11 protein-coding genes are annotated in these 12051 nt (G+C 53.2%); 7 read left to right on the forward strand and 4 right to left on the reverse strand.

Translation table 11 applies throughout. The features are described from left to right. Window positions 1-24: 24 nt before the first annotated feature. The 3 genes from nuoL to VFG09_12340 all read left to right on the forward strand — a co-directional run bounded on the left by nuoL (window position 25) and on the right by VFG09_12340 (window position 5006). On the forward strand, window positions 25-1941 hold the full coding sequence (gene nuoL / locus VFG09_12330; protein HET6515941.1) for an NADH-quinone oxidoreductase subunit L: 1917 nt from the start codon (window positions 25-27) through the stop codon (window positions 1939-1941). A 43-nt stretch (window positions 1942-1984) separates the two neighbouring features. Continuing rightward, window positions 1985-3520, forward strand: coding sequence for an NADH-quinone oxidoreductase subunit M (locus VFG09_12335; GenBank protein ID HET6515942.1), 1536 nt, complete (start codon window positions 1985-1987; stop codon window positions 3518-3520). A 64-nt stretch (window positions 3521-3584) separates the two neighbouring features. Continuing rightward, complete coding sequence (locus VFG09_12340; GenBank protein HET6515943.1) at window positions 3585-5006, forward strand: NADH-quinone oxidoreductase subunit N; 1422 nt, start codon at window positions 3585-3587, stop codon at window positions 5004-5006. 256 nt (window positions 5007-5262) lie between these two features. Here VFG09_12340 and VFG09_12345 read toward each other — a convergent pair whose 3' ends face one another. The 3 genes from VFG09_12345 to VFG09_12355 are packed head-to-tail and all read right to left on the reverse strand — an operon-like array spanning window position 5263 to window position 9216. Further along, entirely contained in the window at window positions 5263-6630 is a 1368-nt protein-coding gene (locus VFG09_12345) for a sigma-54 dependent transcriptional regulator (protein HET6515944.1), read from the reverse strand. Window position 6631: 1 nt separating this feature from the next. Further along, the gene (locus tag VFG09_12350) at window positions 6632-8665 is read right to left on the reverse strand and encodes an ATP-binding protein (protein HET6515945.1); all 2034 of its coding nucleotides are present in this window, start codon (window positions 8663-8665) and stop codon (window positions 6632-6634) included. Then, complete coding sequence (locus VFG09_12355; GenBank protein HET6515946.1) at window positions 8662-9216, reverse strand: DUF4390 domain-containing protein; 555 nt, start codon at window positions 9214-9216, stop codon at window positions 8662-8664. The genes VFG09_12350 and VFG09_12355 overlap by 4 nt, the downstream gene beginning before the upstream one ends. 155 nt (window positions 9217-9371) lie before the next feature. On the opposite strand from VFG09_12355, the gene VFG09_12360 reads away from it, so the two are divergent. From VFG09_12360 to sodC, 4 genes are all read left to right on the forward strand, one after another. Further along, window positions 9372-9854, forward strand: a complete 483-nt coding sequence (locus VFG09_12360; protein HET6515947.1) for an adenosine-specific kinase — start codon at window positions 9372-9374, stop codon at window positions 9852-9854. A gap of 13 nt (window positions 9855-9867) precedes the next feature. After that, window positions 9868-10215, forward strand: a complete 348-nt coding sequence (hisI, locus tag VFG09_12365; GenBank protein HET6515948.1) for a phosphoribosyl-AMP cyclohydrolase — start codon at window positions 9868-9870, stop codon at window positions 10213-10215. Next, complete coding sequence (locus VFG09_12370) at window positions 10208-10552, forward strand: histidine triad nucleotide-binding protein (protein ID HET6515949.1); 345 nt, start codon at window positions 10208-10210, stop codon at window positions 10550-10552. The genes hisI and VFG09_12370 overlap by 8 nt, the downstream gene beginning before the upstream one ends. A 226-nt stretch (window positions 10553-10778) precedes the next feature. After that, on the forward strand, window positions 10779-11303 hold the full coding sequence (gene sodC / locus VFG09_12375; protein ID HET6515950.1) for a superoxide dismutase [Cu-Zn] SodC: 525 nt from the start codon (window positions 10779-10781) through the stop codon (window positions 11301-11303). Between the two features lie 76 nt (window positions 11304-11379). On the opposite strand, the gene VFG09_12380 is transcribed toward sodC, so the two are convergent. Continuing rightward, window positions 11380-11823 (reverse strand): hypothetical protein, encoded by a 444-nt coding sequence (locus tag VFG09_12380; protein ID HET6515951.1) that lies wholly within the window; start codon window positions 11821-11823, stop codon window positions 11380-11382. Window positions 11824-12051: the final 228 nt, after the last annotated feature.

The following is a 12051-nucleotide window of genomic DNA, read 5'->3' on the forward strand; positions in this document are numbered from 1 at the left end:
AAAATACCATGCAGGGAGTGATCTATGAATAATTATCTCTTGATACCCTTTCTTCCCCTCGCAGCATTTCTTGTCAATATCCTCCTGGGGAGAAGGTTCATAAAGAACAACGCCCACTGGGTCTCGACGGGAGCGGTTGTGGTGTCGTGGGTGATCTCGGTCATGACCCTCTTCGACGTCCTCCAGGGCAGGACGATCAACGAAGACCTTTACACGTGGATAACGTCAGGAGGGTTCTCGGCATCGGTGGGCTTCCTCATAGACCAGCTCACGGCAGTGATGCTCATCGTCGTCACGACGGTAAGCTCCCTCGTCCACATCTATTCGATCGGATACATGCACGGAGACAAGGGCTACTACCGGTTCTTTTCCTACCTGAGCCTCTTCACCTTCTCTATGCTCATGCTCGTCATGTCGAACAATTTCCTCCAGCTCTATTTTGGCTGGGAAGCGGTCGGGCTCTGCTCCTACTTCCTCATCGGATTCTGGTACGAGAAGAAGTCAGCCTCCGATGCGGGGAAGAAGGCCTTCATCGTCAACAGGTTCGGTGACTTCGGATTCGGCCTCGGCGTGATCATGGTATTTCTTACCCTTGGCACGCTCCACTATGGTCCGGTCTTTGCTTCGGTCAAGAGCCTGGCCGGTCAGACCGTCGACTTCCTCGGTCTCGATGTCGATCTCATCACCCTCATCGCACTCCTGCTCTTCTGCGGCGCTGTGGGAAAATCCGCGCAGCTGCCGCTCCATATCTGGCTCCCTGACGCCATGGAGGGTCCGACACCGGTCAGCGCCCTGATCCATGCCGCCACCATGGTTACGGCAGGCGTCTTCCTCGTTGCCCGCTGTAACCCGATCTTCAACCTCTCCCCCCTTGCCATGAATGTCGTTGCCGTGGTGGGAGCGGTGACGGCGCTCTTTGCAGGGACCATAGCGCTCGTGCAGAACGACATCAAGAGGATCGTCGCCTATTCAACGGTGAGTCAGCTCGGATACATGTTCCTGGCCTGCGGCGTCGGCGCTTATGGCGCGGGGATCTTCCACCTATACACCCACGCCTTCTTCAAGGCGCTCCTCTTCCTCGGTGCGGGAAGCGTCATGCATGCCATGGCAGGGGAGCTCGATATCCAGAAGATGGGCGGACTGAGAAAATACATGCCGGTGACCTACATAACCTTCCTTCTCGCTTCCCTGAGCATTGCCGGAATTCCCGGTTTCGCAGGCTTTTTCAGCAAGGACGAAATCCTTTGGAGGACCTATTCCTCGGGGCCTCTCGGCCACATTCTCTTCGTGATCGGAGCGCTCACCGCCCTTCTCACGGCTTTTTATTCATTCAGGATCATCTTCCTTGCATTCCACGGAGACTTCAGGGGCACCCATGAGCAGGAGCACCATCTCCATGAATCGCCCAAGATCATGATCATCCCTCTTATCATACTCGCCGTCGGGGCAGTTGCTTCAGGGTGGGTCGGGATACCGCCCCTTCTCGGCGGCGGGGAACACTTTGCGGAGTTTCTTGCGCCTGTCGTGGGACATGCCAAGGGCGACGGTACCCATGCAGAAGAGATGGCCATCATGGGCCTTTCGGTCATCGTTGGGCTCACGGGTATCGGTGCAGCGATGGTCATGTATCTCAGGAAGACAGACCTGGCAGAGAGGCTTGGCCGGACCTTCGCGGGGCCCTACCGGATCCTCTGGAACAAATACTACGTTGATGAGTTCTATGACTTCATCATCGTGAGGCCGACCCTCTGGGTTGCCAGGAGTGTGATCGTCGGCGTCACCGACGGGAAGATCATAGAGGGCATCGTAAACGGTGTGCCGGCTGCCATCGGAAAGTTTTCCGAAGTGCTGAGAAAGATACAGACAGGAAAGGTGCAGGAGTATGCGTCGATCATGGCGATCGGTACCTTTGTCCTCATCATTATGGTCCTGTTCTGGTAGGCACCATCTCATGGCATCTCTTGGGCGGTAGGAAAGGAGTCTTATGGAGACGTTGACAAACAGCCTCAGCTATCCTATTCTCAGTACCCTTATCGCTACGCCGCTCATCGGTGCGGCAATACTCCTGCTCGTGGGAAGGAACCAGGAGGGTCTAACAAAGTCGATTGCCCTTCTCGTGAGCATCGTTGTATTCCTCCTCTCCCTTCCGCTCTTTACGGAATTTGACAAGACGACCCATTTCATGCAGTTTGTCGAGAGGCATCAATGGATACCCTCCTGGAATATCACCTATTATGTCGGGCTCGACGGCATCAGTGTCCTCTTTGTTCTTCTTACTACACTCGTAACAATTCTCTGCGTATTGATCTCCTGGAATTCCGTTAAGACCAAGATGAAAGAGTTCTATATCGCCATACTCATTCTCGAAGGCGCGATGATCGGCGTCTTTTCGTCCCTTGATTTCTTCCTCTTCTATCTCTTCTGGGAAGCGATGCTCATTCCCATGTATCTTCTTATCGGTGTCTGGGGCGGGCCAAAGAGGGTCTATGCGGCCATAAAGTTCTTCCTCTATACCCTTGTCGGAAGCGTACTCATGCTCGTGGGGATCATCGTCCTCTACTTCCAGGCAGGCAACACCTTTGATATCCTTGAACTCATGAAGAAGACCTACCCCTATGAGATCCAGTTCTGGCTCTTCTGGGCATTCTTCGCTGCCTTCGCCGTCAAGGTCCCCATGTTCCCGGTCCATACGTGGCTCCCTGATGCACACACCGAGGCACCGACAGCCGGGAGCGTCATCCTCGCGGCAGTATTGATAAAGATGGGGGCCTACGGATTCCTCAGGTTCAGCCTCCCCCTGTTCCCTGAGGCATCAAGGGCAATGACGGGTCCTATGATGATCCTTTCGGTGATTGCCATTATCTACGGCGCTGTGGTATGCCTTGCCCAGACAGACCTGAAGCGTCTCATCGCATACAGTTCAGTAAGCCATATGGGGTTCGTGACCCTCGGGATCTTCGCGCTCAACATACAGGGTCTCGAAGGGGGAATACTCCAGATGCTGAATCACGGGGTTGTAACCGGCGCGCTCTTCCTCTCGGTCGGCGTGATCTACGACAGGACGCATTCCAGGGAGATCAAAGACTATGGTGGTCTTGCGACGGTGCTTCCCGTCTATGCTGCATTCTTCATGGTATTTACCCTTGCCTCCATAGGGCTGCCCGGCATGAACGGTTTCATCGGGGAGTTCCTGATCATCCTCGGCGGCTTCGCCGCGAGCAAGGCGGCCGGCGTCTTTGCTGCCACCGGCATCATTATCGGCGCCGCCTACATGCTCTGGCTTTACCAGAGGGTCTTCTTTATGGAGACGAACGAAAAGGTTTTCGGCCTTCAGGATATGGACATGCGTGAGATTATCACGCTCGTGCCGATGATGGTCTTTGTCTTCTGGATAGGCATATATCCCGATACCTTCCTGAGTTTTCTCCACCCTTCTGTCCAGCATCTCATCGAGAGGCTTCATTCAGCAGGCGGACAGGAGCTGCAGGTTGCGGAGAAGATTGCGGAGATACTGCGGTGAAGGGATACTTCAGCGATCGTCGGCCAATGGTATTGACATTGAGTTTACGCGTGGAGGTTCTTGTATGCAGATGCCCGATATAAGTCCGATGATGCCCGAGATCATCATGCTCTGTCTTGCGCTGGCCGTCTTGATGATAGACCTCGCCGTCAGGAGGAAGGAGATCGTCGCGCTTGTCACTATCATAAGCGCAGGTGTAGTCATGTACTCTTTGTCGGGCCCATCGGGAGAGATATTCTCAGGCATGTACATAGCAGACGGCTACAGCCTTTTTTTCAAAATCATCTTCCTCATGAGCCTCGTATTGTCAACGCTCATATCCGTCAAATATATTGAACTGGAGAAGGTGAACTTCGGAGAATATTACGCGCTCATGCTCTTCGCGACCCTCGGTATGATGATCATGGCGTCGGCTGGAGACATCATCGTCCTGTACCTCGGCCTTGAGCTCATGGCCTTGAGTACGTATGTCCTGGCGGGCTTTCTCAGGCATGAACGAAAGTCCAACGAGGCTGCCTTGAAGTATTTTCTCCTCGGGGCCTTTGCCTCTGCCCTCCTCCTTTACGGGGCAGCAATTATCTATGGGCTGACGGGAACGACAAGCCTGAGGGTCATTGCAGGGTATCTTTCGAAGCAGGGGGTAGAAACAAGCCCTCCGCTCCTGCTTTCGATGATCCTCTTCGTCGTTGCCTTCGGTTTCAAGATAGCTGCGGTGCCCTTTCACATGTGGGCGCCCGATGCTTACGAAGGTGCGCCGACCTCTGTCACGGCATTTATGTCAGTAGGACCGAAGGCAGCAGGCTTCGCGGCCCTGGGGAGGGTCTTCTTCATCGCCTTTTCGAGCCTTGAGGTGAACTGGGCGGCGATACTCGCTCCGATCGCAGTCCTCACGATGGCTGTCGGGAATATCCTTGCCCTCTCTCAGACGAATATCAAGAGGATGCTCGCCTACTCATCGATCGCCCATGCAGGGTATGCGCTCATCGGCGTTATTTCGGGAGGAGGAGAGGGCATGGCGAGCATGATGAACTACCTCTTCATTTATGCCTTCATGAATATGGGCGCTTTTGCGATCGTGGTTATGCTGAGAACCGAGGAATGGCGGGGCGAAGAGATATCAGAATATGAGGGCCTCGCAAAGACCCATCCCCTTGCATCGGCCCTGATGCTCGTCTTTATGTTTTCCCTCACCGGTATTCCGCCGACTGCAGGCTTTATCGGAAAGTTCTACCTCTTCATGGCAGCGGTACACGCCGGTTACGCCTGGCTCGCCATTGCCGCCGTAATCTTCAGCTCTATTTCGGCCTACTTCTACCTCAGGATTGTTATGCTCATGTATATGAGGGAGCCGAGGGTGGAAGTCCCGCTTTCGACTTCCCCGTACACCGGAATCGCCCTGGCCGTTAGCGTTTTTGCGGTGCTTTGTCTCGGGGTCCTTCCGCAAACTTTTGTGGAGTTGTCCCGTGCTGCTGTGGCAGGGTTTTAAGCCGGATCACTCATCCGTCTTCTCTCGATGCCTACATCCGTTTCTCGGCAAGAGAATAGCCCTTGGCTATTATTTCGTCCACACAATCCTAATAATGGTCTGTCTGGTGTCAAGAGGCGTTTACGGTCCGCATGAGCGGGCCTGCCAATAACCCCGACTCTTGCCTACAAATCGGACATCGATCCCGAAATTTATGACCTATGGAGGTTGAGAATGCCCAGTAGGCAAGGGATTCCCTTCCTTGAGCCCCTCGTGGTCAGGTCTCCTGGTATCTGTTCCCGGGGGGCTGGATCCCGTAAGCCTTTATCTTCCGGTGGAGATTGCTTCGTTCGATATCCAGAAGTTCTGCGGTCTTTGATATGTTCCAGTTATTTTCTTCGATCTTCCGCGCGAGAAAATCCCGTTCGAAGGCGTCCCTTGCCTCCTTCAATGTCTGGTAATTGAAATAATCGGGACCGCTCTGTCTCCCCTTGATAATCTGGATATCCTTGACGTCAATCACCGTCGAAGGCGTCATGATTACCTGTCGTTCGATGAGGTTCTTCAACTCCCTGATATTCCCGGGCCAGTCATACTGCTGGAGCTCATGGATGGCAGCGGGCGTCATCTTTTTCTGCGGCTGTCCGTATTCAGCGAGGAGAGATTGGAGGAAATAATCGACGAGGAGAGGGATGTCCTCTTTTCTGTCCCTGAGAGAAGGCACGGAAATCGGTATGACATTGAGTCTGAAGAAGAGGTCGCTCCTGAAGGTGCCTTTTTCAGCCTCCTCCATGAGGACCTTGTTCGTTGCAGCGATAATCCTCACATCGACCTTAATGTTCGCGCTTCCGCCTACACGCTGAAATTCCTGCGTTTCCAGAACCCGCAACACCTTTGCCTGTGTCTGGATCGACATGTCTCCTATCTCATCAAGGAAAAGCGTCCCGCCGTCTGCGAGTTCAAACTTGCCCTTCTTCTTCTCCGATGCGCCGGTGAAAGATCCCTTCTCGTGGCCGAAGAGCTCGCTCTCGATGAGGTCATGGGGTATGGCGGCGCAATTCACCTCAACAAAGGGTCTTTCAGCACGGGGACTCATTTCATGGAGCAGTCGCGCGACCACTTCCTTTCCGGAACCGCTCTCGCCTGTTATGAGGACCCTGCTGTTGCTCGGCGCCGCCATCTCGATCTGTTCACGGAGCTCACTCATCGCGGGCGATTCCCCCACAAGTCTCCACTTCCTCGTCATATCCTCTCGCAACGTCCTGTTTTCCTTCTCCAGGGCGCTCCTCTCCATCGCCCTTTTTGAACTGAGGAGGACCCTTTCGAGGGAAAGGGGTTTTTCGAGAAAGTCATAGGCCCCCATCCTCGTGGCCTTTACGGCAACTTCGATATTCCCGTGTCCTGAGATCATGATGACGGGGATCTCCCTCTTCTGCGCCTTTATCTCTTTGAGGGTCTGGAGGCCATCCATTTTTGGAAGCCAGATATCGAGGAGAACAAGATCGACGCCCGTATCCTTGAGCACGCGGAGCGCATCTTCCCCTGAGCCCGCTGTTATGGTATCATACCCCTCGTCTTCCAGGATGGCGGTGAGGCTTTCCCGTATGCCTTCTTCATCGTCGACGATAAGGACGACAGGTCTCAATCTATCCCTCCTTCATCGGCATCTCGATCGTGAAGATCGTCCCTCGTGGTTCGTTGTCCCTCACGCGGAGGTAGCCTCTGTGCTCTGCGACGATCTTGCTCGCAATCGCTAACCCGAGACCTGTACCACCGTCCTTCGTCGAGAAATACGGAAGAAAGAGCTTTTCTTTGTCCTCTTCCCGTATCCCCGGGCCGTCATCAGCAACATCGAGAGATACCTTGTTCGATTTGGTGTTATACATGACGCTCACGACGATCTTCCCGCGGCCGTTCATCGCATGGATCGCATTGTCAAAGAGATTAATGAGGACCCGTTTGAACTGGTCGCCGTCCAGGTCTATCAACGGCGTCTCCGGCGGTATCTGAGCCGTTATCGTAACGTCCTTGTAATCCCGGTAAAGGTTAACGACCTCTTCTATTATACCACCGAGGGCAGAGGGCGCCTTCACGATCTCAGGCATTTTGCCAAACCGGGAAAATTCGTCCACGAGACCCCTCAGGCTGTCGACCTCTCTGATGATGGTTTTTGTCGACCGTTCAAAAACCTGCCCGAAATCACTGTCCTTCTGCTCCCATTTTTTTAGCATCCGTTCCGTCGAGAGCTTAATGGGTGTGAGGGGATTCTTTATCTCGTGGGCCATCCTCCTCGCGACCTCCTGCCATGCCAATGCCCGCTGTGCCTTTATCATATCCGTCAGGTCGTCGAAGACGACGAGGAGGCCAAGGTACCCGGAAACGTCGTCCCGCAACCCCATGATCGATACCTTGAGAAGCAGGCGTTTCCCCTTAACGGTCGCCCAGACCTCCCTTCCGACGCTTCCGAGATCCTTCAGCCGTATCCCGTGAACCATTTCCTGAAGCGAATCAGACTTGATGCGGGAGAGGATCTCGCGATAATTCTTGCCGATGACATCCTCTGGTCTGACGCCGAGGATAGAGCATGCAGCCCTGTTTATGGTAAGGCTGTTCCCATTCGCATCAAGGGATATGACGCCGCTCTGGATGTTTTCGAGGATGTTCTCCATGGAGAGTCGCCTTCTGTCGGATTCGATATAGGCCTCCTGGAGGGATTCCTTTCCGTCTTTCAGCTCTTTCACCATATGATTGAAGGAGTTTATGAGGAGACCGATCTCGTCATCCCGATCAACGCCGATACTCACATCGAGATTCCCTGATGCAACTTCGCCCGTTGCCTGGGCGAGACCCTGGATCGGTTCCGTAATGCCTCTCGCGAGCCTGAGGGAGACCCAGAGGGCCATGAAAATAACGATGAGCGTGAAAAAACCGAGGAAGAGGAGATAATTCAATTTCAGGGGTTGTTTCCAAGCCTCGAGTTTTACGTAGTCCTCATAGGCGTTCTTGATCTTTTCGACGTTTCCTGTGATCTCCCTTGGCACGCGGGAATCCACGATCAAGACTCCTGTCTTCTTCCCCGGCATTACATCGGGGACTGCTGCCCGGACAATATCACCGTCATCATCCGACAGAACCTCGGTGCCTTCCTTCCCTTCAAAAGCCTCTCGCACCACGTCGGAAGGGTTTTCAGGCATCTCGGTGAGATGAATGACACTGTATTCTATCGGCAGGGAACCCCGTGAAATGATCGCTTTCGCCGCCTCCAGGGTCTTCTTCCTCTCTATGTCATACACCGAACTCGCTATGTTCAGCGCGCTGTCGATGGGCTGCCGGAACTGGGGTGTAAACCACCGGTCTATGTAATTGGTCACGAGGCCGCTCGCCCCCAGGAAGAGGAGAACAGAAGGGATCGATGTCAGCACCACAAAGATGACGACGATCTTGGTCTTGAATTGTGATCCGAGCACCTTCCGTTTCCGTTCGAGGTAGAGCTTTGTCAGGTTCTTCCCGACAAAGAACATCAGCGTCAAGAGTGCAAGGATATTGACATTCATGAGGATGAGGAGGATGACCTTCGCCGTTATCGACAGAGAGCCGAGCCTCATGAAATGGACTTCGATGGCCGATGCAAGGAGAATAAAGAAGAGGAGCGCCGAGAAGACGAGGCCGAGCTTCTTCACCGCAGGCCTCCGATGGAGAAGACTGAAGAATCTCTCGCTATCTTGAATTCCTTCTCCGGGACAAAAAAGAGAAGGTATCCGATAACGGGAGGCAGGGACCTCAGACGGGATTCAACGGTAACCCTCACGAAATAATTGGAAGGCTCAAGTTCCCTTACATGGACGAGGGGGAGATCTTTGATGGCGAGCGTCCAAGCCAGCATCGAATCGAGGTCTTTGAATCTCCTCTTCACGAGGGTTGTGCCGTCAGAGGCCGCAGCAGTATATTCCTTTTTCACAGGATCAACCCTGAGGGTCTTCTGGATCTTCCTGCCTGCGATGAATTCGTCAGGCCAGGCGTTCCATACCCGGTAAAGGTCAAGATAGAAGGTTAGTTCCTTTGATATGCCGTTCTTCACGTCGGCAAGGTTTTTTTCATCGAGGATCAGCGAGGTTGAGACGCAAACTTCATCGTTTGTCAGCTCGACCTCGGGAGCCACGATCTCCACTCCATGTGCGGCAAGGGGAAGGGCAATGAGGAAAAGGAGAAAGAGGGCGCAGATCTTTGTCATCTAAGGCGTGTAATCTCCGAAAAAAGTTTTTTATCATTATATCACAGATGGTATAATAGGGCGGTTTATTACGACAAAAAACCTTGGCAGAAACAGGGTATGTCTTTGCCGGAATACCCTCTCAATCATGATATCCTTTGAAGGAGGAGGGTTTAATGGAACTCAAGGCAATAGGAGTAACCATCCCTGAAGGGTGCAATATCATTCTCGGCCAGACCCACTTTATCAAGACTGCCGAGGACCTCTACGAGATCCTTGCCACAACCGTGCCCCAGGCAAAGTTTGGCATTGCCTTTACCGAGGCCTCGGGCCCCTGCCTCATAAGGGCAGAGGCAAATGACGAGGAACTGGGAGGCCTGTGCGTGAGGATCCTGCAGGACATAGGAGCCGGACATGTATTTTGCATATTCCTGAAGGGTGCCTTCCCCATAGCCGTCCTGAATGCGATAAAGAACTGTCCTGAAGTCTGCGGGATCTATTGCGCGACGGCGAATCCCTTGGAGGTGATCGTCGCCTCGACGAAACAGGGGATGGGCATTATCGGCGTTGTTGATGGATTTCCGCCAAAGGGGCTGGAAGGAGAAGGTGATAGGAAACAGCGGCAAGGGTTTCTCAGGAAGATCGGTTATAAACTCTAGCGCGGGAGGCGAGATGATACCTGAATTGAAATATGATGATAAGGGTCTTATTCCTGCGATCATCCAGGACAGTGAAAAGGGCGATGTCCTCATGATGGCCTATATGAATGAGACATCTCTGAAGATGACGCTCGATACCGGATATACCCATTTCTGGTCCCGGTCACGCCAAAAGTATTGGAAGAAGGGCGAGACATCGGGCCATGTCCAGGAAGTGAAGGAGGTTTTCTATGATTGTGACGCCGATACCCTTTTGATTAAGGTCAGGCAGCATGGGGCCGGGGCCTGCCACACTGGCAACAGGACCTGCTTCTACCGTCGGATACCACTGCCGCTGAGAAAGGCGCTCGTCGGTGAGTGACTGTATATTCTGCAAAATCATCAGTCGGAAAATACCGGCAAGGATCGTCCGCGAAGACGACAGCATCCTGGCCTTCGAGGACATCAATCCACAGGCGCCGATGCATGTGCTCGTGATCCCCAAGAAACACATCGCAACAACCCTGGAGATCGGGGAGGGGGACCACGTTCTTATCGGCAGTCTCTTCAAGACCGCTAATGAGATCGCCCGGGAGAGGGGCTTAGCCGAACGGGGCTTCAGGCTCGTGATGAACACAAACCCCGAATCAGGGCAGACAGTCTACCATATCCATCTCCACCTCCTTGGCGGAAGGCATATGCACTGGCCGCCGGGATAAGGGAAAGGCATCGGACAGATCCCCTTCTGTGAAGGTCTCTTCGACGGGTAATGCTAGAGGATTTGACAAGAGACAGATTCCGCGGTAGTTTTTAAATAGGAATGATTCCCTCTGAGTGAAGCATCAAGGCGGCATAGAATAATAGTCACGGTACCGGGGGGCACGGATGCCCCGGAGAGACCGGCCGGCATTCCGGCCCGGGAACATAAAACCAAGGGAGGAGACTATGTGGAGAACTTCATTAGGTGTGGCAGCATCCGTTTTGTTGCTTTCCAGTCTTGTCTTTGCTGAAGAGGTAGTCGTCAAGATTAACCTGGTGAACGAACAGGGAGTGGGTAAGGAAATCGGTACTATTACAGCGTCAGACAGCAAGTATGGCATGATACTCACTCCGCAGTTGAGCGATCTGACGCCTGGACTGCACGGCTTCCATGTCCATGAAAAGCCTGATTGCTCCCATGCCATGAAGGACGGGAAAGCAGTCCCTGCCCTTGCAGCAGGCGGCCACTATGACCCTGCAAAAACGGGCAAGCATGAGGGACCTTATGGCAATGGACATCTCGGTGATCTGCCTCCTCTCTATGTCGCTGCTGATGGGAAGGCAACGCTTCCTGTTCTTGCACCCCGGTTAAAGGTGGCGGACATCAGGGGCAGATCGCTGATGATCCATGCCGGGGAAGACAACTATTCCGATATGCCAGCACCCCTTGGCGGCGGCGGCGCCAGGGCAGCATGCGGTGTGGTTAAGTAAGATGATTCACGGAAGGGCTTCCCTCCCCTATAGGGAGGAAGCAGCCAAACGATGCCTGAGATGAAAGGGAAATCCCTCACTCCCGCGCCTCAGAGGTGCAGGTTGCTGATACCTGCACCTCTTCAAAGAAATCAGCAATACCCTGCCATAGCATGGAAGAGATATTTCGCGATTGTCTATTGCATACAACCATGTGAGGGAGAAAAAATCCGCTGAGCCATTTTGTCGAAGGGTATTTTGCTGTTGCCAGAAGAAACGGATCGAACACCGAATAGAAGAACCCGGCAAAGGGGCTTATCATTATCATGATCTCAAGCCCGATGATAAAGTACAACACTATGGCGCTATTGGCAAGCGCTTTGGTCTTGTTCATAAAGCCTCCGTCCTTAATGTGTTCATTACAGAGAAAGAAACACTTCCCGTCCTTGCTGAATTCTCCGTGATGACCGAGACCATGTTCTCCTGCTTCGAGAGGAATGGGGATATCCTTGATGACCCTGTCGGTTTCGCTGTCGATCACCTGATGGATGTCCTCCGCCCTTTGTTGTTTCGTTCGCTGCGTAAAGGAGCTTTCCATCTCTCGATGGATGGAGGTAATGATTTGATCCCTAGTGTCCTGTGTCATTAATAATTGACATAAGTCGTTTTAATTTCTTGAAGATAGAATCAGCGGTAGCGGTCCAAATAAAGGGTGCAGCCTTTTCATTGTAATGGTCCACGAAGGTTTGAATATTACGGATCAGCTCTT

It is taken from the genome of Thermodesulfovibrionales bacterium, assembly GCA_035686305.1.
Taxonomy (GTDB): domain Bacteria; phylum Nitrospirota; class Thermodesulfovibrionia; order Thermodesulfovibrionales; family UBA9159; genus DASRZP01.

Coding starts and splice junctions, on each gene's coding strand:
- nuoL (HET6515941.1), top strand. CDS start 25: ATGAATAATTATCTCTTGATACCCTTTCTTCCCCTCGCAGCATTTCTT.
- VFG09_12335 (HET6515942.1), top strand. CDS start 1,985: ATGGAGACGTTGACAAACAGCCTCAGCTATCCTATTCTCAGTACCCTT.
- VFG09_12340 (HET6515943.1), top strand. CDS start 3,585: ATGCAGATGCCCGATATAAGTCCGATGATGCCCGAGATCATCATGCTC.
- VFG09_12355 (HET6515946.1), bottom strand. CDS start 9,216: ATGACAAAGATCTGCGCCCTCTTTCTCCTTTTCCTCATTGCCCTTCCC.
- VFG09_12360 (HET6515947.1), top strand. CDS start 9,372: ATGGAACTCAAGGCAATAGGAGTAACCATCCCTGAAGGGTGCAATATC.
- hisI (HET6515948.1), top strand. CDS start 9,868: ATGATACCTGAATTGAAATATGATGATAAGGGTCTTATTCCTGCGATC.
- sodC (HET6515950.1), top strand. CDS start 10,779: ATGTGGAGAACTTCATTAGGTGTGGCAGCATCCGTTTTGTTGCTTTCC.